The organism is Arthrobacter sp. UYCu712 (assembly GCF_040547005.1).
Lineage (GTDB): Bacteria > Actinomycetota > Actinomycetes > Actinomycetales > Micrococcaceae > Arthrobacter.
Map to the genome: position 1 here is coordinate 59,914 of NZ_JBEPOZ010000017.1, position 22,551 is coordinate 82,464.

A 22,551-nucleotide genomic window follows, 5' to 3' on the forward strand; every position below is an offset into this window, starting at 1 on the left:
TCGCGTTTGCCGGCTGTAGTACTTAGGCCGGGAACGACGGCTGGAACACGTCACGGCAGGCAGTCTTTTGGACTGCCTGCCGTTGTCGCCTGCCGCAAAACCGGGCCCCGCGGACCGGCCCGACGCCGCAAGCCTGCTCTGCGTGACGCCTTCGGGTCCCGGCCCGGCAGGCACCCCCGACGGCACGGGCGAAGTGTATGTTTCGTCTCACTTTCGGCTGATTGTGACAGGCGGCACGCCGGGTCGGGTGCAAGACTGGGTAGTTGCGGCGAAGGCCGTGGACCGCGAACCGCCAAGGGAGCCGTATGACCATCACCCAGGACCAGACCGCCGCCAAGATCCCCCAACGGGTGATCTGGCTCGCCGTTGCGGGCGCCGTCGGCGGCTTCCTCTTCGGCTTTGACTCCTCGGTCGTCAACGGCGCCGTCGACGCGATCAAGGAGGAGTTCGCGCTGAGCGAGGCCGTGACCGGCTTCGCCGTCGCCGTGGCCCTCCTCGGCTGCGCGGCAGGCGCCTACCTGGCCGGCAAGATCGCCGACCGTTACGGACGCATCCCCGCGATGAAGATCGGCGCACTGCTGTTCCTCGTCAGCGCCATCGGCACCGGCTTCGCGTTCGGCGTCTGGGACCTGATCTTCTGGCGCCTGGTGGGCGGGCTCGGCATCGGCCTGGCCTCGGTGATCGCTCCGGCCTACATCTCCGAAATCTCCCCCCGCCACGTCCGTGGCCGCCTGGCCTCGCTGCAGCAGCTGGCGATCACCACCGGCATCTTCGCCGCCCTGCTCTCCGACGCCCTGTTCGCAAACTCGGCCGGCGGCGCGGACCAGGCCCTGTGGTTCGGGCTGGAAGCGTGGCGCTGGATGTTCATGGCCGCCGCCCTTCCGGCCGTGGTCTACGGCTGGATCGCCTTCACCCTGCCCGAATCTCCGCGGTTCCTGGTGTTCAAGGGCAAGGACGAGGAGGCCCTCAAGGTCTTCAAGTCGATCGCCCCGAACGACGACTCGGACCGCCACCTGCGCGACATCAAGAAGGCAATCGACGAGGACAAGCTCGCCGGCCAGAAGGGATCCCTGCGCGGCAAGGCATTCGGGCTGCAGCCGGTGGTCTGGATCGGCATCATCCTGTCCGTGCTGCAGCAGTTCGTCGGCATCAACGTGATCTTCTACTACTCCACGACGCTGTGGAAGGCTGTGGGCTTCCAGGAAAAGGATTCGCTCACCATCTCCGTGGCCACCGCCATCACCAACATCCTGGTGACGCTCGTGGCGATCGCCCTGGTGGACCGGATCGGGCGCCGTCCCATCATGCTGGCAGGCTCCATCGGCATGGCCGTCTCGCTCGGCACCATGGCCCTGGCCTTCAGCTCGGCTACCGGGTCCGGCGACGCGATCTCGCTGCCCGGTGCCTGGGGTCCGGCCGCGCTGGTCGCCGCCAACGTCTTCGTCATCAGCTTCGGCGCCTCCTGGGGCCCGCTCGTCTGGGTGCTGCTGGGCGAGATCTTCCCGTCCCGCATCCGCGCCCGGGCCCTGGGTTTGGCCGCGGCGGCACAGTGGATCGCCAACTTCGCCATCACCCTGAGCTTCCCGGTGATGGCCGCCGCGTCCCTGCCGCTCACCTACGCCATGTACGCGCTGTTCGCTGCGGCGTCGTTCTTCTTCGTGATGTTCAAGGTGCCGGAAACCAACGGGATGTCGCTGGAGCAGGCCGATACCCTGTTCGTACCCAAGGGTTCTGCCAAGGGTTCTGCCAAGGGTTCTGCCAAGGAGTCCGCGAAGGAGCCCGCCAAGTCCTGACCCGGCCCGCCTCACCGAGGTGGAGTACCCGGCCGGGCGGGCGGAAGGATCCCCGGGGACTGCAGTGTCTCGTTGATCTTTCCGATCACCGGCAGGGCGGACGCCAGGGCCGCCCGGTCTCCCGCCGGGAGGGACCCAAGGATGGCGGCCATGATGGCGTTGCGGCGGGCATTGGCGGAGGCGACGGCGGCCCGGCCCGGCGCCGTGAGCCGCACCCGGACCCCGCGGGAATCGTCTGGGTCCGGATCCCGCCGGACCAGGCCGGCGCGTTCGAGTTTGATGATCTGCTCGGTGGCGCTGGGGACCTTCACACCGAGGTTCCGGGCAATTTCACCCACCCGGGCGCCGTCGGCCTCGAGCATCTTGAGCGTGCTTAGCTGGGCGGCGCTGAGTTCCCCGTCGGCGTCGAGGCGCCGGACCAGGTAGATGCTGTGGCGGAGCGCCTCGCGGAAATCCTGCGCGAGGGCCAGCAGCCCGGCGTCGTCCGTTTCGTCTGGGTCCATGGGTCGGTAGCCTAGCGGCCGCGCCGCCACGCTCCAAGGGCCGGGGCGGGGCGGGGCGCAAGGTCTTCAGAGGGCCAGCTTCATCCCCTCATGGCTCGCCGAGAAGCCCAGCCGCTCGTAGAACCGGTGGGCGCCCGTGCGGGATTTGTCCGTGGTGAGCTGCATCAGGGAACAGCCCCGGCGCCGGGACTCGTCGATGGCCCACTGCACCATCGCTGCGCCCACCCCGTGGCTGCGCAGCTCCTGCGCGACCCGGACGGCTTCCAGCTGGGCGCGCCACGAGCCCCGCCGGGACAGTCCCGGCAGGAAGCTGAGCTGGAACGTGGCGGCCACGCGACTTCCGGTCCCGTCGCCGGGAGTCCACTCCCCCGCCATCAGCAGATGGGCCGGATCGGCGTCGATCGCCTCGAACGCGGCCAGGTACGGGGTCAGATCCGAGGGGTCCTCGCGGCCCGACCCCAAGCGGTCATCGGCCAGCAGCCGGAGAACGGCCGGCAGGTCCTCCCGCTCCGCGGTGCGCAGGCGGAACGTCCCGCCGCCGGCGTCCACCAGCGGGCCGAATGCTAGCAGGGCAGGCTGGTCACTCGAATTTGAAGTCACCCCCCCAGCCTGCCATGGCGGGTGGGGCGGCGCCGGCAAGACGATTTCGGTGGCCGGGCCGTCCGTGATATTCGTGTACATGATCATCGGCTTCATGCTGTTCTTCGTCATGCGGGCCATGGGCCAGCTGCTGCTGTCCAACCTGAACTACAAGTCCTTCAGCGACTTCGCCGGCGACCTCCTGGGCCCCTGGGCTGGATTCTTCACGGGCTGGACGTACTGGTTCTGCTGGGTGGTCACCGGCGTGGCCGACGTGATCGCGATCGCGGGCTACGCAGAGCAGCTCTGGCCGGGCATCCAGCTTTGGGTTCCGGGCGTTGCCACCATCATCATCCTGCTCCTGCTGAACCTGCCCACCGTGAAGGCCTTCGGCGAGACCGAGTTCTGGTTCGCGCTCATCAAGATCGTGGCCGTCGTGGCGCTGATCGTGGTGGGCCTGGTGATGATCTTCACCGGGTTCCAGTCCAACGCCGGCACCGCCACCTTCACCAATCTGTGGAGCCACGGCGGCTTCTTCCCCAAGGAATTCATGGGCTTCGTGGCCGGTTTCCAGATCGCCGTCTTCGCGTTCGTGGGCATCGAACTCGCGGGCACCGCCGCGGCCGAGACCAAGAACCCGGAGCACAACCTGCCCCGCGCCATCAACGCCATCCCGTTGCGCGTCATGCTGTTCTACGTCGGCGCCCTGATCATCCTGATGTCCGTGACCCCGTGGACCGAGTTCAAGGCCGGCCAGAGCCCGTTCATCGCGATGTTCTCCCTGGCCGGGCTGGGCATTGCGGCCACCGTGGTTAACCTCGTGGTGCTGACCTCGGCCATGTCCTCCGCGAACTCCGGCATCTATTCCACGTCGCGGATGGTGTTCGGCCTGGCCAGCGACGGCGACGCCCCCAGGCTCTTCGGCCGCCTCTCCCGCCGCAAGGTCCCGCAGAACGCGCTGCTCCTCTCCCGGGTGCTGCTGCTCGCGGGTGTCGCGCTGCTCTACGCCGGCAAGGACGTCGGCGAGGCGTTCGACATGGTCACCACCGTCTCCGCGGTCTGCTTCATGTTCGTCTGGAGCATCGTCCTGGCCAGCTACCTCGTGTTCCGGAAGCGCCGCCCGGAGCTGCACGCGGCGTCGCCGTTCAAGATGCCCGGCGGCATCCCCATGGTGTGGGTGGTCTTCGCGTTCGTCGCATTCCTGGTCTGGGCCCTGACCACACAGCCGAACACGCTGACGGCCCTGCTGGTCACCCCGGTCTGGTTTGCCGTCCTGGGCGTAGCGTACGCCGTGGTCCGCCGCTCCCCGGTGCACCAGGCGCGCGTCGCGGAATGGAAGGCCATGTCAGACGCCGAAACCGCCGCGGCCGGTTAGCGCCGCCGCCGCTTCTGCCGTCGACGGACGGCGCAGAAACGCCGACGCCGGGACCCGTCAGGGTTCCGGCGTCGGCGTCTGGTCCGGTGTTCCGGGCAGGCCTAGGCGTTTGCCTTGGCTTCCTCCACCACGGCTGCCACGGCCGGAAACAGCGGATGGTCCGGGGACAGCCCGGTGACCTGCTCCGTCGCCTCCTCCGGGGTGGAGGCGGCGAGGATTTTCGCGAGCTCCACGGCCTCGGCGTCGGCCGGGTCGTTGAAGCGCAGGGCCGCGGCGATCGCACCGAGCAGGGCCTCGGGGACGATTCCGCGTTCGGCCAGCTCCGCAGCCGGTCCGATGAAGCGTTCGTGCCGGCTGAGCTTGCGCAAGGGCGCGCGGCCCACGCGGTTCACGGTGTCCGGCAGGTGCGGGTTGGTGAAGCGGCCCAGGATCTTCTGGACGTAGGCTTCCTGCTCGTCCCGGTTGAAGCCGTGCTTGGCCACCAGCAGCTCCTTGGTCTCGTCCAGGACGGCGCGCACATCCGCCGCCACGTCCTGATCGGCCATGGCCTCGGAAATCTTCTCCACCCCGGCCTCGAAGCCGAAGTACGCGGCCGAGGCGTGCCCGGTGTTCACGGTGAACAGCTTCCGCTCGATGTACGGCCCCAGGTTGTCCACGAACGTCGCACCCGGAATCACCGGCTCGCTGCCCGCAAACGGGGTCCGGTCGATGACCCATTCGTAGAACGTCTCCACGGTGACGTCCAGGCCCTGTCCGGCCTCCTGGTTGGGCACGATCCGGTCCACCGCCGTGTTCGCGAACACGGCGACAGCCTCAAGGGAGCCGGCAGCCGGATCCCACTGCTGGGAGATCTCGGACTTGAGGATGTCCGTGGCGTTGATGGCGTTTTCACACGCCATCACCTGCAGCGGAGCCAGTCCTGCCGGCCGCGCGGCGATTCCCCTGGCGATCACGGGCGCCACGAACTTGAGGATGTGCGGCCCCACCGCCGTGGTGACGATGTCCGCCGTCGCGATCTCCGCGATGACGTCCGCTTCCTCGCTGCCGGAGTTCAGCGCGCGGAAGTTGCCCACGGTGCGGACGGTGGGGTGTTCCCCCACCTCGTGGACCTGGTAGCTGTCCGCGGCGGCCAGCTGGGTGATCAGGGCGTCCGCGACATCCGCGAACACCACCTCGTACCCTGCCTCGTGCAGCAGCAGGCCCACGAATCCGCGCCCGATGTTTCCGGCTCCGAAATGAACAGCCTTCACTAGGAATTGACCTTTCCGAACAGGTCCAGGACTTCCTCGACCGTGGTGGCGGACTCAAGCTGCGCCACCTGCGCCTTGTTGGTGAAGACCTTCGCGATCGAGGACAGGATGTGCAGGTGCTCGTTGTTGATGCCTGCGACGCCGACGACGAACTTCACCTCTTTGCCGTTCCAGTCGATGCCGTCCGGGTAGCGGACTACGGAAACCGCGGACTTCATGATGTGGTCCTTGGCGGCGTTGGTGCCGTGCGGGATGGCGAGGAAGCTGCCCATGTACGTGGACACGGATTCCTCGCGTTCGTGCATGGCGTCCAGGTAGCCGGTATCGACGGCGCCGCGGGCCAGCAGGAGCCTGCCGGCTTCGTCTATCGCGGCGTCGCGGGTGGTTGCCTTGCCGTTGAGGACAACACTGTCGGCCACCAGGATGCCGGCGGGACCGGCCCCTTCCAGGTCGGTGTCCGAAATGGTGTCTCCGGCAGCGCCTGCTACGGCGCCTGCGGCCGGGGCGGCTGCGCCGGGCGCACCCTGGTCCGCCGACGCGTCCGAGTTGCTGCCCTTGACCAGCTCAACGATCTCGTCGTAGCGCGGGCTGTTCATGAAGTTGTCCACGGACACGTGCACTGCGCTGCCGGTCGCGGGCATGGCCCGCTCGGTCAGGTCCTGGTGCGTGATGACGATGTCGTAGGTGTCGCTGAGGTTGGCAATCGCGGAATTGGTGACCTTGACGTCCGGGAAACCGGCGGCCCTGATCTTGTTCCGCAGTACCGAGGCGCCCATCGCGCTGGACCCCATGCCGGCGTCGCAGGCAAAGACGATGTTGCTGACCGGGCCGGAGAGCACTGCTACGCCGCCGCCGCCCGCACTGCCACCGGTGAGGAGGGAGGAGACAGAACTCTTCTTGCCCTTCATGGCCTCCATTTTCGAAGTGGCGGCGCTGAGGCCGTCTTCCTCGGCTTCACCCTCGGGAGTCTTGCTGGACCTCAGGATGACCGAAGCGATCAGGAAGGAGACGGTGGTGGCGAGCAGCACCGAAAGGATCACGCCGAAGTAGCTGTCACGGGCGGTCTGGGCGACCACCGCGATGATGGACCCTGGCGCCGCAGGCGCTACGAGGCCGGAGTTGGTGATGGCCAGCGTCGCGATCCCGGTCATGCCGCCGCCGATCGCGGCGAGGATGAGGATCGGCTTCATCAGCACGTACGGGAAGTAGATCTCGTGGATGCCGCCGAAGAAGTGGATGATTGCCGCGCCGGGCGCCGACGCCTTGGCCAGGCCCTTGCCGAAGAACATGTACGCGAGCAGGATGCCGAGGCCCGGGCCGGGATTGGCCTCCAGCAGGAACAGGATGGACTTGCCCTGTTCAAGTGACTGCTGGATGCCCAACGGAGTCAGCACGCCATGGTTGATGGCGTTGTTGAGGAACAGGACCTTGGCGGGCTCGATGAAAATGCTGGTCAGGGGCAGCAGGCCGTTATTGACCAGGAACTGGACGCCGTTGCCAGCGGCCGTGCTGAAGGCGGTGACCAGCGGGGAGATTCCGTAGAAGCCGAGCATGGCCAGCAGCGCGCCCCAGATCCCGGCGGAGAAGTTGTTCACCAGCATCTCAAAGCCGGGCCGGATCTTCCCGTCCCAGATCGAGTCGATCTTCTTCATGGTCCAGCCGCCGAGGGGGCCCATGATCATGGCACCAATGAACATCGGAATGCCGGCACCGACGATCACGCCCATGGTGCCGATGGCGCCAACTACGCCGCCGCGGACGTCATAGACCATCCGGCCGCCGGTGTAGGCAATCAGGAGAGGCAGCAGGTAGGTGATCATGGGACCCACAAGGCCCGTATTCGGCACTCCCTCCGCGTCCGTGCCGAAGCCACCGAGCTGCGGGACCGGAATCCAGCCCTTCTCGATGAAGAGCGCCGTGATGAGGCCCCAGGCGATGAAGGCGCCGATGTTGGGCATGATCATTCCGGACAGGAACGTCCCGAACTTCTGGACGCCAACCCGCATGCTGGTGCGGGGTTTTGCAACTGTCTCTGTTGCCATGTGATTTCCTAACCGTGATTCCTGCTGCACCGCAGGATGGTCCGATAATTTCGACGAGCTAGCTGGTGGAGCTGGTGGAGATTCGGTGGAGCCATTCGAGGAACAGCTTGAGTTCAGAGCTGGAGAGCTGGTCCGAGTGCGACGCCTGGAGGGCCGCGTTCAATGCGATGGCCGCCACGACCACTGAGGATTTTCCGGAATCTTCAGTCCCGGCGGTCCCGGCCTGGTCCGTGGAAACGGCAAAGATCATGGCGTCGCGGGTCATGGCGGAAAGCTCAAGATTCCGCTCGGGGGCTTTTTCGGCGATCAACATGAGCGTCACGCCCACGTTGGCCGCCAGGATGCTCCGGGCCGCTTCCCGGGGCGGGACATTGAGCTGGCCCGTGACGGCGGCCTTGTTCAGCAGCTCCTCCATCAGGGCCTCCGCATCGGCGACGATGGCCGGACGGCTCTCAGGGCGGATATTGCCGAACATGACCAAGTACAGTTCCGGCTGCTTAAGCCCGAACTTCACGTGCTTGTCCCACATCCGCCGGATATCTTCCAGCGGATGCCCGGACGGCGCGAAATCGCGTTCGTCCGCCACATACTCTTCAAAACCGGCCGCGACGACGGCGTCAAACAGCCCTTCCTTGTCACCGAAGTGGTGGTAAAGGGTGGGGGCTGTCACCCCCGCCAGCTTGGTGATCTGGCGGGTGGAGACCGCCGCTCCGGCTGAGTTGGCCAGCAGCTCGGCGGCTGCACGGAGCAGTCGCGTTTTTGGCGGAAGCTGGCCATCGAAACTCATAACCGCTACCCTAGCACCTATAGCAACGCTATATGAAGTGCATCACATACAATTTTTTCAGGTACCGCGATCCGCCGGCTGACGTAGCCGTCACCCGCCCGCATAAAGGATCCAGCGGATCAGCGGCGGCACCTGAACCGGCTTCCGGCCACGGCAGAGAATGAGGACCTTCAGTGCAGAACTTCCCAGGAGTAGGCGTCAGCCCCGGCCGCATCATCGGTACCATCCGTCAGATGCCCAAACCGATCAGCGAACCCCCGGCCGGCGAGCAACTGCCGGCGGGCGTCACGCCGGACGAGGCCTCGGCGGCGCTCAAGACGGCCGCCAAGGCGGTCCACGACGAGCTCAAGGCCCGGTCCGAGACGGTCAGCGGCGACGGGAAGGCGGTCCTGGAGGCCACCGCCCTGATGGCCACGGACACCATGCTCCTGAAAAGCGCCGCCAAGCTGATCGGCCGCGGCACCTCCGGCCAGCGGGCCATCTGGGAGGCCGGCGCCTCGGTCTCAGAAATGCTGCACAATCTGGGCGGCTACATGGCCGAACGCGCCACCGACGTCCTGGACGTCCGCGCCCGGATCGTGGCCGAACTCCGCGGCGTGCCCGCCCCCGGAATCCCCACCTCCCCCACTCCGTTCATCCTCATCGCCGAGGACCTCGCCCCCGCGGACACCGCCACCCTGGATCCCGAGAAGGTCCTGGCGCTGCTCACGGCCGGCGGCGGCCCGCAGTCCCACACGGCCATCATTGCCCGCTCGCTAGGCCTGCCCGCCGTTGTGGCCGCCGCCGGGGTCGACCAGCTCCCGGACGGCACCGAAGTCTACGTCGACGGGGCCGCCGGCCTCATCACTGCGGACCCGGACGAATCCCAGCGCGCCGCGGCGGCCAGCTGGGCCGCCACCGCCTCGCTGCTGGCCGAGTTCGACGGCATAGGCACGACGGCGGACGGCCACCTCGTACCGCTCCTGGCCAACGTCGGCGGGGCCAAGGATGCCATGGCCGCCGCCAAGCTCAATGCGCAGGGCGTGGGCCTGTTCCGGACCGAGTTCTGCTTCCTGGAACGCGACACGGAGCCCACCGTGGACGAGCAGGCCGCGGCCTACAAAGGCGTCTTCGACGCCTTCCCGGGCAAGAAAGTGGTCCTGCGGACACTGGACGCCGGCGCGGACAAACCCCTGCCCTTCCTGACCGACGCCACCGAGCCCAACCCCGCCCTCGGAGTCCGCGGTTACCGGACGGACTTCACCACGCCCGGCGTGCTGGAACGCCAGCTGCAGGCAATCGCCCGGGCCGAGCAGGAATCCGAGGCGGACGTCTGGGTCATGGCACCGATGATCTCGACGGCCGAAGAGGCCGCCCGGTTCGCCACCATGTGCGGCGCTGCCGGGATCAAGGCCCCCGGCGTCATGGTGGAGGTCCCCTCCGCGGCCCTCACCGCCGAGGCGATCCTCCGGGAGGTGGGCTTCGCGAGCCTGGGAACCAACGACCTCACCCAGTACGCCATGGCCGCGGACCGCCAACTCGGCCCGCTGGCGGCGCTGAACACGCCATGGCAGCCCGCCGTTCTCCGGCTCGTGGGCCTGACAGTCGAGGGCTCCGCAGCCGAAGGCCACAACAAGCCGGTCGGTGTCTGCGGCGAGGCCGCGGCGGACCCGGCCCTCGCCGTCGTCCTGACCGGGCTCGGCGTGACCACGCTGTCCATGACTGCGCGGTCGCTCGCGGCCGTGGCCGCCGTGCTCAAAACCGTCACCCTCGCCGAAGCGCAGGGGCTGGCCAAGCTGGCTCTCTCCGCCCCGAGCGCCACGGAGGCGCGCGCGTGGGTCCGGGAGAAGCTGCCGGTGCTGGAGGAGCTCGGGCTGTAACGCCGGAGCCCGGCAGAGGCGGTGCAGCTCAACCCGGGGCGCTAGGATGCAGTCCATGGCACAGATAGCTCCCCGGGTAACGGCCGGCCTTCCGGCCGAGGACGCGCAGAAACTCAAGTACGCCCTGAACGGCAGCCACGACATCACGGTGTTCGTGGACGGCACCGTGCACCGGCTGCCGCCGGCGGCGCGGGACGGCGTCGTCGATCTGCTGGACAGGTTCAGCAGGGGCGAGTCCGTCACGGTCAGCAGTGTCGAGGAAATGCTCACCACTTCGAGGGCCGCGGAGCTGGCAGGCATCTCGCACACCTACCTGCGGAACATGACGGACCGGGGTGAGATCCCGGTGGAGTACCGGGGAACGCACCGGCGGATCAGGCTGGCGGACATCATGGCCTGGCTCGAAACGCAGAAGAAGAACAGTACGTCCGACGGAGTGTCGGCGCCCGAGCATGACGGCGCCGCCGATGCTTCGTGAAGGCGTGATAAGGATCAAGCAACGATCTTGGCCATGCGCGGGAACGCGGAGAAGGCCGGGGTTACGCTTGAAACGTGGGTAAGTTCAGAGGGTGGCACATCGTGGCTGGCATAGCCGCCATGGTGCTCACCGGCATCCTCGGAACCGCCATGGGGCTGAACAACACAGCCACCTTCATGTCCAGTTGCGTCGCGTTCGTGGCCGTGTCGCTGTGGTTTGATAGCAGGATTTCGCGCCGCAGGCGAGAGGTAGCGCGAGAGGTAGCGCGGGAAACAGCGCGCCGGGACGCCGCCCGCGACGACACCGACGAGGCCCGCGAGTCGGCCCCTGGCCTGGCCTTCGACGCCGACAGCCCCAAACGGGACGGCCACGGCAGCTGATCCCCCGGCTGCGGGACGAAGCTAGATCCTGGGGCGGGCCGCCCAGCGCCGCGCCTTCAGCGCCGCATGGAGTTCCAGCCGGACCATTCCCTTGAGCGGGTCGACGCCCAGGAGCTGGCGGATCCGGCCGAGCCGGTTATAGATGCTGCTGCGGTGCAGATGCAGTTTGTTCGCTACTTCCTGGACCGAGCCGTCATTGTCGTAGAACAGCTCAAGCACGGGCAGCAGCTCACCGTTCCGATCCTGGTCCTCCAGGATCCGGAAATAGACCGAGCCGGAGTCCGCCCAGGCCCCGGCGCCGCCGCCGGCGGAGGCCAGCAGCTGGTACGGGCCGGTGGCGCGGGAGTCAACGAGTTCGCCCAGCTGCGGATCCACCGCCGCGGCCTGCGCCGCCTGCCGGGACTGCCGGTAGGCTTCCGCGAGTTCCCGCGGTTTCGCGAAGCCCTCGCTGGTGCCGAGGATGATCCGCCGGACGGGGCGGCCGGAGCGCTTGGCCAGTTCCAGCTGGTAGTGGACCAGGACCTGGGCGTGGTTCGCCCGGCCCGTGGATTCCCGGAACAGCACCACGGCGTGAGTCTCGGTGCCGGCGCTGAACAAGGCGGCGTCCACGCCGATGGTCGCCTGCAGCGCGGCGGAGCGGTGGATCAGGGTGGCGGCGATCGGGTCCGAGTCCTCGGCCCAGCCGTCGGCGTCGAGTACGGTCACCAGCTGCCAGGGCCCGCGCCCCTGCACTTCCTTCCAGCCGGCCACGGCCGCCACGGCGTTGGGCTCGCCGCGGCAAGCGGCCAGGAATTCCTGCTCGCGGCGGCGCCGGAACTCCGATTCGGCGGTGTTGGAATCCAGCAACAGCGCGGAGAGCTGCTCCAGTTCGCCGGCCACCTCCGGCAACTGCGCGAGCACGGACGTCGCACTGGGCTCTTCGGTGTCCAGCTGCACCCACAGGTACCCCACCCGGAATCCGCGCACCATCAGCGGTACGCAAACCCGGCCCAGCATGCCCAGCTCCTCGTTCGCCGGCACGACGACCGGGCGCACCGCCGTCGCGATCCCGTGCGAGAGCTGCCAGGCGCTCACGTCCACCGGGACCCGCTTGCTGAGGAGGAAGTTCACCCGGACCCGATCCGCGTGCGACTGGTTGGAGCTGTAGGCGAGCAGGAGCCCGTCCAGGTCTTCGAGGGAGAGGCCCCGGCCCAGTTTTAGGGCCACCCGCTCCACGAGCTGTTCCACGTCCTGCTGCTGCATGCTGCCAGACTACTGCCGGACGGACACGAGGCGACACCTGACGCTCGGCGGGTCGACAAATGTCTATTCGAGGTTTTCAAGATCCGCGGAATTCCGGGGAACGCCCCGAACGACGGCTGCCCGGACCTGTCGCCTGCCTCACAGCGGGATTTATTCTGGAATTACGACATCCCACACACCCCGGCCCACAAGGCCACCAGCACTGGAGCCCAAAAATGATCATCGGTGTACCCAAAGAAATCAAGAACAACGAATTCCGCGTCGCCATCACTGCTGCTGGCGTCCACGAGTTCCGCACCCACGGCCACTCGGTCCTGGTGGAGCGTGGCGCAGGCCTGGGCTCGGGCATCACGGACGAGGAATACGCGATCGCCGGCGCCGAGATCGTGGCCGACGCCGATGACGTGTGGGCGCGCGCCGACATGGTCATGAAGGTCAAGGAACCGGTAAAGGCCGAGTACCACCGCTTCCGCAAGGGCCTGATCCTCTTCACCTACCTGCACCTGGCCGCCGAGCCGGAACTGACGCAGCAGCTCATCAACAGCGGCGTCACCGCCATCGCCTACGAGACCGTCCAGGAAGGCCGCACGCTGCCGCTGCTGGCCCCGATGTCCGAGGTTGCCGGCCGCCTGTCCGTCCAGGTGGGCGCCACCTCGCTGATGGCTCCGGCCGGCGGCAAGGGTGTGCTGCTCGGCGGCGTTCCCGGTGTCCGCCCGGCCAAGGTGGTCGTCCTCGGCGCCGGCGTCGCCGGAACCAACGCCGCCGCGATGGCGCTGGGCCTCGGCGCGGACGTCACCATCCTGGACATCAACATCAACCGCCTGCGCGAACTGGATGCCCAGTACCAGGGCCGGCTCAAGACGGTTGCCTCCAACGCCTACGAGATCGAGAAGTCCGTGGTCGACGCCGACCTCGTCATCGGCTCCGTGCTGATCCCGGGCGCCAAGGCACCCAAGCTGGTCACCAACGAACTCGTCTCCCGGATGAAGCCCGGCTCCGTGCTGGTGGACATCGCAGTGGACCAGGGCGGCTGCTTCGAGGACACCCACCCCACCACGCACCAGGAACCGACGTACAAGGTCCACAACACGATCTTCTACTGCGTTGCCAACATGCCGGGCGCTGTCCCGAACACCTCCACTTACGCGCTGACCAACGTCACCCTGCGCTACGCCGTCGCGCTGGCGAACCTGGGCGTCAAGGCCGCGTTCGAGCGCGACGCCTCCCTGGCCGCCGGCCTGAACATCGCCGGCGGCAAGGTTGCGCACCGCTCGGTGTCCGAGGCGCACAACCTGCCCCTGGTCGCCGACTGGCACGAGCTGGTCTCCGCGTAACCAGCCGGCCTCCGCGCAGCCAGTCAGCATCGGCTGCTCCGTAACTGCCCTTCTGAACCCTCAGAACGGCAGTTACGGAGCAGCCGATTGCTTTTTAAGCCAGCGCCCGGGCCTGTTCGATCAGCCGCAGCACTTCCACCGGGCCCGCGGGGTCAACCGGGAGGGGCAGCGCGGAGGCCGCGCCGCCGTCGGTGAGCTTGTCCGCCAGGAGCCGGTAAAACTCCGGGTAGGCGCCGCGTTCGGTGGGCAGCCGGTCCAGGTGCCCGTCGCGGCCCAGCATGCCCGTCCATTCGCGGTCCTCGATGCCGTAGTCCGGATCCGACGGGCTCCCGCCGGCGACGATGAAGGGTTCCTGCGGGTCCACGCCGTGTTTGGTGAAGCCGCCCCCGCTGCCCAGCAGCCTGTAGCGCGGGCCCTGCTGGGCGCAGAGCATGTTCATCCACAGGTGGCTGGTGACCCCGGAATCATGCCGGAGGGCCAGGAAGACGTCGTCGTCGACCTTCTCCCCCGGCCGCCTCGCCTGCAGTTCCGCGTGGGTCACCGTGGCCGGGCCGAAGAGCTCGAGGGCCTGGTCCAGCAGATGGGTGCCGAGGTCGAACAGTACGCCGCCGCCGTCGTCCGCCGTCGCGGAGGCCTTCCAGGCTTTGGCGACCCCGGGCGACCACCGCTCGAAGCGAGATTCAAACCGCGAGACGGTGCCGAGTGCGCCGCAGTCCAGCAGGGCCCGAACGGTGAGGAAGTCCCCGTCCCAGCGCCGGTTCTGGAAGACCGTGAGGACCCGGCCCAGCCGCCCGGCGAGGGCGATCAGCTCCTCGCCCTCGGCGCTGTGCACCGCGAAGGGTTTGTCCACGACGACGTCGAGCCCGGCTTCCAGCGCGGCCTTCGCGAGCGGATAGTGCGTGGCCGGGGGCGTGCCCAGCACCAGCAGGTCCAGCTCGCCCGCACGCTCGAGGATGGCCGCGGGGGTGTCCACGGTTCTGGCTCCCGGGTAGGCGGCGGAGGCTGCGGCCTGCCGGCCGGCGTCAGAGGTGGAGATGACGTCAAGGGAGAAGGCGGGGTTCGCCGCGATCAGCGGCGCGTGGAAGACGCTGCCGGAGAGACCGAAGCCCGCGACGGCGGTGCGGATGGGCCGGAGGGGGTCTGTTGTCATGGCTCCAACGCTACCCCCGCACGCCCCCCGAATCCCTGGACGGGACGGCGAGGAGCCGGCACCCGTCCGGAGTACCCAGGGGATGCCGGCCCGTCTCGGAGGCCGTATTACATAAACCGCGTTACGGGCGGGAAGGGTTTACTTCTTTTCCCAGCCCACAACGCTCCAGTCCGGGGTCTGGAACAGGGCTGCACCGTAGTTGGCCAGACCGGTGCGCGCGAAGTAGACCTGCGGACCGTTCATCACAACGCCCATGGAGAAGTAGTTCTCCACGTGCTTCTTTTCAACATCCATGGCGGCCTTGTTGCGCTGGGCATCATCTTCAATCGAGGCGAGGTCCTTGATTGCCTTGTCCAAGTCGTTGTCGCCCAGCTCGTTTTCGTTGGTCTTGGAGTCGTAGTACTGCTTGACGGCAGCGGTGGCGTCGGATCCGACGGTGTAGCCGCTGATGGTGAGCTGAAAGTCACGGCTGCCAACTACTTTGCCGAAGTCTGCGTCGCCGCGCTGTTCGATGCCGACCTCCATGCCGGCGGCCTGGAGCTGTTTCTGCAGGGTTTGTACGGTGGCGAGGCTGGTGGGGTCGTCACCGAAGTTGGTGATCTTGAACGAGGCCGGCACGCCGTCCTTCTCCATAGTGCCCTTGTCGTTGGCCGTGTAGCCGGCCTCGGTCAGGACCTTCTTGGCGGCGTCAGCGCCGGTTTCCTTGACCGGATAATTGTCCTGGTAGTACTTGGAGAATGGCATCAGCATCATCGATCCGGAGCTATTCTCCTCCCAGTTCAGGCCAGCAAATCGAACGCCGCGGATAGCCGGACGGTCGACGGCCGTGAAGATCGCCTTGCGGAGTGCCACATCGGTCAGCGGCGCCTTCTGGGCGTTGAGGTTCAGCCCACCTGCGAAGAGGCGCTGGCCCCGGCGGACGTCGGAGTTCTTGGTACCTTCAAGCTGCTTGTACCTCGTTAGCGTGCGGCCGTCGGCCAGGTCGATCTCGCCGTTCTTGAAGGCTGCTATCTCGGCGCTGCTCTCCAGCTGGCGGAAGATCACCTTGTCGAGAACCGGTTTCTCCCCCCACCACTTGTCGTTCGGAACAAGGGCAACGGTTTTCGCTGCAGTGTCATACTTGTCGACCTTGAACGGGCCGGCCATCCACTCGGGGTGCATCTCGCCGGTGAATCCGGTGTTGAAGATTTCCGGGGTGTTGACGGCCTGGGGGATGAATCCACCGAACATGTCCCGCAGCGGGTACACCGGCTGGGTGGTGGTGACTATGACTTCCTTGTCGCTACTACCGGCCTTGACTGAGTCGATGAACTCGTAGGCGCCGGACGAGACGATGTCGATCTCCTTGTTCTGACCGTTGAGCATCTTCCACGTGTTTTCGAAGGTCGCGGCGTTGATCGGAGTGCCGTCGTTGTAGGCAGCCTTCGGGTTGATCTTGATGGTGATGGTCTGCTTGCCGTCCTTGACCTCACTCTTGAAGTCTTCGCAGAAGTTCTTATTGAGGTTGGCGGTGCCGTCGAAATCGAGCTTCCAGCATCCTACATACCCCGCTTCATCAATCGGGTAGTGCATTTCAGTGTTGTCCGCTGAATTGCCCGTGTTGGAGAAGCCATTGAAGTCCGGTCCGATGTTTCCCAAGGGCAACGTCACCGTGCCGCCCTGCTGCAACTCGCTAAGCTTCTTGGCGTTGACGCTGATGAGCTTGCTGATATCGCCAGAGGCGTCTTGGGCCTTGGCGCTCTCCGCCGAGGTGGTCGCACCCCCGGCCCCGCAAGCGGTCAGCGCGAGCGCTGCCACGACGGCGGTAACCCCGCCGATCCTGGTCAGATTCTTCATGGTGTTCCCTTCATTTCTTGCTGCGAGTTGTGATGCGTGTGACTGGTAGGTCAGTTGGTTTGGTGGAGCACGAGCATGTCCGCGTCCAGTCCGCCGTCCGGGTAGAAGCAGGCGAATTGCTGGTCTGTGGGGGCTGCGGGCACTGCCGCGGCCGAATCCGCGCCGTGGTCCGGCTGCGGCGCCGCGGCCGTTTCCAGGCGCGGCTCGATGGTGAGGCACTTCTCCTGCTTCGCGGCAGGCAGCGCGGCAAATACCGGGCAGCGCGAGGCGAAGTTGCAGCCCTTGATCGCGTCCAGCGGCGAGGGCAGGTCGCCCTGCAGGATGATGCGTTCGCGGGTGCGCTCCAGCTGCGGGTCCGGGACGGGGATCGCTGACAGCAGGGCGCGGGTGTACGGGTGGCGCGGGTTGTCGAAGACGCTGTCCACGTCCCCGACCTCCACGATTTTGCCCAGGTACATGACCGCCACGCGGTTAGAGATGTGGCGCACCACAGACAGGTCGTGGGCCACCATCAGGTAGCTCAGCCCGAGTTCGGCGCGGAGCTGGTCCAGGAGGTTGATCACGCCGGCCTGCACGGACACGTCCAGGGCAGAGACGGGCTCGTCCAGGACCACCAGCTTGGGGTTCACGGCGAGGGCGCGGGCGATGCCTACGCGCTGCCGCTGGCCGCCGGAGAACTGGTTGGGGAAGCGGTTGACGTGGTCCGGCTGGAGCCCCACGAGCTCCATCAGTTCGAGGATGCGCTTCCGGATGTCCTGCTTGGCCATCCCGGCGTTGACCAGCGGTTCGGCCAGGACCTCATACACGGTGAAGCGCGGGTCCAGGGCGCCCGTGGGGTCCTGGAACACCATCTGGAGTTCCTTGCGCATGGCGGCCTTGGTGCTGGCGTCGGAGGCGGCTTTGTTGCTCAGTCCGCCGATGGTCACCTCGCCGTCCTGGTTCTTGTGGAACTCCATGATTTCCAGGAGCGTGGTGGTCTTTCCGCAGCCTGATTCGCCGACGATCGAGAAGCACTCGCCCTCGCGGATGTCGAAGCTCAGGCCGTCGACGGCCTTCACCGTGCCGATCCGCCTCTTGATCAGCGCGCCCTTCATCAGCGGGAAATGCTTCTTGACGTCCTTGAGTTCCAGGACGGTCTTGCGTTCCTCGCGGGGGATCGAGTCAAAGCGCGAGACCGGGACGGCCGGGGCCCGGAAGATTTCGTGGACGTCCACCTCGGTGCCGAGGGAGTCGGTCTTGATGCAGGCGGCCTTGTGCTCCATGTCGCTGCTCCCCCCGCTGCCGGCGACCGGCCAGAGCTCCGGTTCCCCGTGCAGGCAGGCGTCGCTGACCAGGGGGCACCGCGGCGCGAAGGAGCACCCGGTGGGGGTGTGGATCAGGTTCGGCGGGATGCCCTCGATCGGCACCAGCGAGGACTTCTCCGCGGTGTCCACCCGCGGAACGGCGCCCAGCAGGCCCATGGTGTACGGCATCCGCGGGTTGTAGTAGATGTCGTCCACGGTGCCGGTCTCCACCGGTTTGCCCGCGTACATCACCATGATGTCGTCCGCCATGCCGGCAACCACACCGAGGTCGTGGGTGATCATGACGACGGCGGCGCCGGTCTCCTCCTGCGCGGTGTGGAGCACCTCCAGCACCTGGGCCTGGATGGTGACGTCGAGCGCCGTCGTCGGTTCATCGGCGATGAGCACGCGCGGGTTGTTGGCGATCGCGATGGCGATCATGACGCGCTGGCGCATGCCGCCCGAGAACTCGTGCGGGAAGGCCTTGAGCCGGTCCTTCGGGCTGGGGATGCCCACCATGGCGAGGAGTTCGGCGGCGCGGGCCTCCTTGGCCTGCTTGCTCATGGTGGGGTTGTGGACCGTGAGGGCCTCGATGATCTGGTTGCCCACCGTGTAGACCGGGGTCAGGGAGGACAGCGGATCCTGGAAGACCATGGCAATGTCGTTGCCGCGGTAGTGGCACATGGCCTTGTCGCTGAGTCCCAGCAGTTCCTTGCCCTTGAGCCGGACCGAGCCGGTGATCTCCGCTGTCGGGGGCAGCAGGCCCATGATGGCCATCGAGGTGACCGACTTGCCCGAGCCCGATTCGCCCACGATCCCGAGCGTCTTTCCCGGCAGGAGGTCGAAGTCGATGCCGCGGACGGCGTGCACCACACCGTTCTCCGTGTTGAAGCGGACGTTCAGGTCGCGGACCGAGAGCGCAGCATCCGTGGGGGCGTGCAGCCCCGCCACGTGCAGCCGTTCGACGGTGTCCATCTCGGCAGATTCGGTGTTGGCAGTGATTTCGCGGCTCATTTGGTCATCTTCTTCGCGGTCTTCTTGGCGCTGCCAATGGAGCTGGAGCTGGGGTCGAATGCGTCGCGCAGGCCGTCGTTCATCATGGCCAGCGAACCGGTCAGGAGGAACATGACAGTCAGGGGAACCCAGAACATCCACGGGAACGTGGACACCTGCGAGGTGGCTTGGCCGATCAGCACGCCAAGGCTGACGTCCGGGACCTTGATGCCGATGCCGATGAACGAAAACGCGACCTCCGCCAGGATGGCGCCGGTCACGCCGCGGGTGATGTCCAGGACCAGCAGCGAGCCGATGTTGGGGACGAGGTGCCGCCAGACGATGCGGCGCGGCGGGATCCCCATGTACTGGGCCGCCTTGACGAAGTCGCGCTGCATGAGGGACATCGAGAGGGAGCGGATGAGGCGTGCGGTGCCCATCCAGCTGAAAACCAGGAGCACGATGATCAGCAGCAGCCAGCTGGGAAGGTTCTGCTGCAGCCCGTTGCCTCCGCCGCTTGTGGCCACGGCGACCACCAGGAGGGCCGGCATCATGATCAGGGCCTCCAGGACGAACAGCATGACTTTGTCCACCTTGCCGCCGAAGTACGCCATGCTGCAGCCGTAGACGGCGGCGATCAGCACGGACACGAGGCCGACGACGAGGCCGATCAGGATCGAGATCCGGGTGCCTTCCACGGTCAGGGCGTACAGGTCGATCCCGGCCTGGGAGGTGCCGAGCCAGTGCTCCGCGGACGGCGGCGTGCCGATGTTGAAGGGATCGATGGTCTCCTTGTCCCAGCTGGTGAAGAAGCCGCCCACAAAGGAGAAGATCGTCAGGGCCAGGAAGATGGCCAGGCCCGCGACGGCGGTCTTGTTGCGCAGGAAGCGCCGCAGGATGATGGTGGACTTGCCGATCACCACGTCGTTGTTCTCGATTTTTGCCTCGGCGGCAACCGCGGCGGGATCAATGGCGTTCAGGTTGGTCATGGCTACTGCACCCGCACTCTCGGGTCGACAAGCGTGGTGGCAAAGTCAGCCAGGATGGCGCCGATCGCGAAGATGACGGAGCCGTAGGCCAGGGTGGCGGTGGCCGCGTTGACGTCCTGCAGGGCGATTGCGTCGATGGACCAGGAGCCGACGCCGTGCCAGGCGAAGATCTTCTCCGCGAAGAAGCCGCCGGCGAAGATGGCCGGGATGGTGAAGGCGATGCTCTGCGCCACCGGTATGAAGGAGACCCGCAAGGCGTGCCGGGAGATGGCCTGGTTGCGGGTGAGGCCTTTCGCCCGGGCCGTGCGGACAAAGTCGGCGTTGACGTTGTCGAGCAGGTACTGGCGCTGGGCGATCTGGTAGGTGCCCCAGCCCACGATCGTGATGGCGAAGGTCGGCACCGCGTAGTGGGCGAGCATGTCCACGAACTGCGCCCAGCCGTCGCCGTCAAGGCCCGGGGTGGAGATGCCGGTGACGAAGAAGATCCGTTCGCCCACCGTCTCGTTGACGTTGATGGCACCCAGCTGGACGAGGAAGTAGGCGATGGGTGCCGGCACGATGTACACAAGGTAGCTGTACGAGGTGATGACACGGTCCGAGGCCTTGTACTGCCGCGCGGCGGTGTACACGCCCAGTGCGACGCCGATGATCAGGGTGAGGACGATCGAGGCCAGGAAGAGCCGGGTTGAGATCCAGACCCGGTCGCCGAACTCGGCGCTGATGAAGGCGCCGTTGGGGCTGCGCCCCCAGTCCCAGCGGGTGACGATCGCCGTGAGCCAGTCGACGTAGCGTTCCCAGGGGCTGAGGGTCGGGTCGAGGCCCTTCAGCCGGAAGGAGTTGACCACCTGTTCAGGCGTGGGGCGCGGGATGCGTTCCTGTTCCAGCAGCGCCGGCTTCAGCGTGCTGACCGCCAGGAAGTACCCGGCCGTCGTGGTCAGGAAGATCATGAAGACGTAGGTGACGGCGCGCTTGGCGAGATATCGGAGCATGGGGCGTCTAGTTCTGAATCGCCGTTGTCTGTGCAGGGCCGGAGGTTGCGGGGCGGGCCGCAAAGGCCTGCCTGCGCGCCGGATTCTTTACAAGATTCACAACGATGATCCTTCCGTAGTCCCCTTCCAGCAGGGGGTTTCCGCTGCCGATCCGGGATCATGGCCAGCGGGTGTCTGGCCGTGCCCGCGAGCCTCTCGGCGGAGTCCTTGTGGACTATGTTGCGGGTCACATTCAAGAGGAAACTACCACATAGAGATCGCCGTCACGGGCACGTCGGAGGCAGAACCGCAGGTCCACTACCAGATCGTTATGAATGATTCACTGCAATGGATTTGACTGACCGCGCAGAGAAATCTGAGCTATTTTACGCCCTGCAGGCGACGCGCGATACCAGCTCGCGCCAGGACCCTGCGAGGCGCTCGGGAGCAATCCCGTGCACCCGGACGGCGTGCAGGATGCGCTCCGGTTCCACGGTGGCGCTCAATGAGGTGGCCATAAGCCAGGGGTCCGCCGGCCCGCCGGCTTCACGCAGCAGCATTTCGAGGTGCCGGTGCCAGAGCACCGCCGCCGGCACGTCGAACCGGTTGTGGGCAGAGACATCCGCGGCCCGGGCCAGCTCCCCGAATTCCAGCACCCAGGCTATGCGTTCGACGCCGGCCGCGATGAGCCGTTCCAGCGGAGGGACTCCCGGGCCCAGCGGCGGCGGCCCGAACATGAACCGGCCCTGGAAGCCTGCCTCGGCGTCGCTGAGCAGTGTCATCATGAGTCCGGCCCGGCTGCCGAAGCGCCGGAACACCGTGCCCTTGCCGACGCCGGCGCGCTGGGCCAGCGTCGCCATCGTGAGGCCGTCCACCCCGCGTTCCTCGATGAGCTCGCGGGCGGCGTGGAGTAGCAGTCCGCGGTTCCGGGCGGCGTCGCTGCGTTCGGATTCTGCGCCGGGAGCGGCGCCGTTACCTGCGCCGGGCCGCAGTGGGATTGAGCTCACACGGCTAATTGTAGCCCCGGGGAATATTAACCGGACCGCAGTCCGTTTAGCCCTATGAAGGCACCGAAGCCTCCATAATCAGCCAGCCGCAGGAACGCCGCGGCATGACACCAGGAGTACACATGTCCAAGAACACCGTTCTCACCCTCGTCGGCAGCCTCCGCGCCGGTTCCACCAACCAGCAGCTCGCCGAGGCCATCCAGCTGAACGCGCCGGAGCAGGTCGAGGTCCTCATCCACGAGAGCCTCGGCAACATCCCGTTCTACAACGAAGACCTCGACGTCGAGGGCCAGGTCCCCGCTGCGGCAGCCGCCCTCCGCGCCGCCGCCAACGAGGCCGACACCCTGCTCCTGGTCACCCCGGAGCACAACGGCACCGTTCCCGCCTCGCTTAAGAACGCCATCGACTGGCTGTCCCGCCCGTTCGGCGCCGGCGCCCTCAACGGCAAGCCGACCGCCGTCGTCGGCACCGCATTCGGCCAGTACGGCGGTGTGTGGGCCCAGGACGAGGCCCGCAAGGCCGTCGGCATCGCCGGCGCGCAGGTCCTCGAGGACGTCAAGCTGGCTGTTCCGGGTTCGATGGTCCGCTTCGCCGAGGTTCACCCGAAGGACGACGCCGAGGTTGTTGAGCTGATCAAGGGCGTCTTCGACGCTCTGGAAGTCTCCCGCACGGTCGCCGCAGCCTAAGCGACACCCCCCGATTC

At 66.9% G+C, this 22,551-nt stretch carries 19 protein-coding genes; 7 read left to right on the plus strand and 12 right to left on the minus strand.

Features of this window, described 5'->3' with window-relative positions; all coding sequences use genetic code 11:
- Positions 1 to 305: 305 nt before the first annotated feature.
- Positions 306 to 1,793, plus strand: a complete 1,488-nt coding sequence (locus ABIB51_RS15865; RefSeq protein ID WP_354189670.1) for a sugar porter family MFS transporter — start codon at positions 306 to 308, stop codon at positions 1,791 to 1,793.
- Between the two features lie 11 nt (positions 1,794 to 1,804).
- On the opposite strand, the gene ABIB51_RS15870 is transcribed toward ABIB51_RS15865, so the two are convergent.
- Complete coding sequence (locus tag ABIB51_RS15870; protein ID WP_354189672.1) at positions 1,805 to 2,296, minus strand: MarR family winged helix-turn-helix transcriptional regulator; 492 nt, start codon at positions 2,294 to 2,296, stop codon at positions 1,805 to 1,807.
- A gap of 66 nt (positions 2,297 to 2,362) precedes the next feature.
- The gene (locus ABIB51_RS15875; RefSeq protein ID WP_502916152.1) at positions 2,363 to 2,896 is read right to left on the minus strand and encodes a GNAT family N-acetyltransferase; all 534 of its coding nucleotides are present in this window, start codon (positions 2,894 to 2,896) and stop codon (positions 2,363 to 2,365) included.
- Here ABIB51_RS15875 and ABIB51_RS15880 point away from each other — a divergent pair.
- Positions 2,811 to 4,250 carry an amino acid permease gene (locus tag ABIB51_RS15880; RefSeq protein WP_354189674.1) on the plus strand — a complete coding sequence of 480 codons (1,440 nt, stop codon included), beginning with the start codon at positions 2,811 to 2,813 and terminating at the stop codon, positions 4,248 to 4,250. The two genes, ABIB51_RS15875 and ABIB51_RS15880, sit on opposite strands and share 86 nt — an antisense overlap.
- A 101-nt stretch (positions 4,251 to 4,351) precedes the next feature.
- On the opposite strand, the gene ABIB51_RS15885 is transcribed toward ABIB51_RS15880, so the two are convergent.
- The 3 genes from ABIB51_RS15885 to ABIB51_RS15895 are packed head-to-tail and all read right to left on the minus strand — an operon-like array spanning position 4,352 to position 8,329.
- The gene (locus tag ABIB51_RS15885; RefSeq protein WP_354189676.1) at positions 4,352 to 5,500 is read right to left on the minus strand and encodes a mannitol-1-phosphate 5-dehydrogenase; all 1,149 of its coding nucleotides are present in this window, start codon (positions 5,498 to 5,500) and stop codon (positions 4,352 to 4,354) included.
- Entirely contained in the window at positions 5,500 to 7,542 is a 2,043-nt protein-coding gene (locus ABIB51_RS15890) for a PTS mannitol transporter subunit IICBA (protein ID WP_354189678.1), read from the minus strand. Before ABIB51_RS15890 ends, ABIB51_RS15885 begins: the two co-directional genes overlap by 1 nt.
- Positions 7,543 to 7,600: 58 nt before the next feature.
- Positions 7,601 to 8,329, minus strand: coding sequence for a TetR/AcrR family transcriptional regulator (locus tag ABIB51_RS15895; protein ID WP_354189680.1), 729 nt, complete (start codon positions 8,327 to 8,329; stop codon positions 7,601 to 7,603).
- Positions 8,330 to 8,502: 173 nt separating this feature from the next.
- On the opposite strand from ABIB51_RS15895, the gene ptsP reads away from it, so the two are divergent.
- From ptsP to ABIB51_RS15910, 3 genes are all read left to right on the plus strand, one after another.
- Complete coding sequence (ptsP, locus tag ABIB51_RS15900) at positions 8,503 to 10,188, plus strand: phosphoenolpyruvate--protein phosphotransferase (protein ID WP_354189682.1); 1,686 nt, start codon at positions 8,503 to 8,505, stop codon at positions 10,186 to 10,188.
- Between the two features lie 55 nt (positions 10,189 to 10,243).
- Positions 10,244 to 10,666 carry a helix-turn-helix domain-containing protein gene (locus ABIB51_RS15905; protein ID WP_354189684.1) on the plus strand — a complete coding sequence of 141 codons (423 nt, stop codon included), beginning with the start codon at positions 10,244 to 10,246 and terminating at the stop codon, positions 10,664 to 10,666.
- Between the two features lie 74 nt (positions 10,667 to 10,740).
- Positions 10,741 to 11,046, plus strand: coding sequence for a hypothetical protein (locus ABIB51_RS15910; protein ID WP_354189686.1), 306 nt, complete (start codon positions 10,741 to 10,743; stop codon positions 11,044 to 11,046).
- A gap of 21 nt (positions 11,047 to 11,067) precedes the next feature.
- On the opposite strand, the gene ABIB51_RS15915 is transcribed toward ABIB51_RS15910, so the two are convergent.
- A complete protein-coding gene (locus tag ABIB51_RS15915; protein ID WP_502916153.1) occupies positions 11,068 to 12,288 on the minus strand; it encodes a PucR family transcriptional regulator in 1,221 nt (406 codons plus the stop codon).
- A gap of 215 nt (positions 12,289 to 12,503) precedes the next feature.
- Between ABIB51_RS15915 and ald the strand changes: the two genes are divergently transcribed.
- Positions 12,504 to 13,622, plus strand: coding sequence for an alanine dehydrogenase (gene ald, locus ABIB51_RS15920; RefSeq protein WP_354189688.1), 1,119 nt, complete (start codon positions 12,504 to 12,506; stop codon positions 13,620 to 13,622).
- A 94-nt stretch (positions 13,623 to 13,716) separates the two neighbouring features.
- On the opposite strand, the gene ABIB51_RS15925 is transcribed toward ald, so the two are convergent.
- The 6 genes from ABIB51_RS15925 to ABIB51_RS15950 all read right to left on the minus strand — a co-directional run bounded on the left by ABIB51_RS15925 (position 13,717) and on the right by ABIB51_RS15950 (position 21,848).
- A complete protein-coding gene (locus ABIB51_RS15925; RefSeq protein WP_354189690.1) occupies positions 13,717 to 14,772 on the minus strand; it encodes a Gfo/Idh/MocA family protein in 1,056 nt (351 codons plus the stop codon).
- A gap of 138 nt (positions 14,773 to 14,910) precedes the next feature.
- A complete protein-coding gene (locus tag ABIB51_RS15930) occupies positions 14,911 to 16,608 on the minus strand; it encodes an ABC transporter family substrate-binding protein (protein WP_354189692.1) in 1,698 nt (565 codons plus the stop codon).
- A 50-nt stretch (positions 16,609 to 16,658) separates the two neighbouring features.
- Positions 16,659 to 18,905 carry an ABC transporter ATP-binding protein gene (locus ABIB51_RS15935; protein ID WP_502916154.1) on the minus strand — a complete coding sequence of 749 codons (2,247 nt, stop codon included), beginning with the start codon at positions 18,903 to 18,905 and terminating at the stop codon, positions 16,659 to 16,661.
- Positions 18,902 to 19,873 (minus strand): ABC transporter permease, encoded by a 972-nt coding sequence (locus ABIB51_RS15940; RefSeq protein ID WP_354189694.1) that lies wholly within the window; start codon positions 19,871 to 19,873, stop codon positions 18,902 to 18,904. Before ABIB51_RS15940 ends, ABIB51_RS15935 begins: the two co-directional genes overlap by 4 nt.
- A 2-nt stretch (positions 19,874 to 19,875) precedes the next feature.
- Positions 19,876 to 20,862: an ABC transporter permease gene (locus ABIB51_RS15945; RefSeq protein WP_354189696.1), complete on the minus strand. Its 987-nt coding sequence runs from the start codon at positions 20,860 to 20,862 to the stop codon at positions 19,876 to 19,878.
- A gap of 365 nt (positions 20,863 to 21,227) precedes the next feature.
- Complete coding sequence (locus ABIB51_RS15950) at positions 21,228 to 21,848, minus strand: TetR/AcrR family transcriptional regulator (protein ID WP_354189698.1); 621 nt, start codon at positions 21,846 to 21,848, stop codon at positions 21,228 to 21,230.
- A gap of 122 nt (positions 21,849 to 21,970) precedes the next feature.
- Here ABIB51_RS15950 and ABIB51_RS15955 point away from each other — a divergent pair, with 122 nt between their 5' ends.
- Positions 21,971 to 22,534, plus strand: coding sequence for an NAD(P)H-dependent oxidoreductase (locus ABIB51_RS15955; protein ID WP_354189700.1), 564 nt, complete (start codon positions 21,971 to 21,973; stop codon positions 22,532 to 22,534).
- The last annotated feature ends 17 nt before the right edge of the window (positions 22,535 to 22,551 follow it).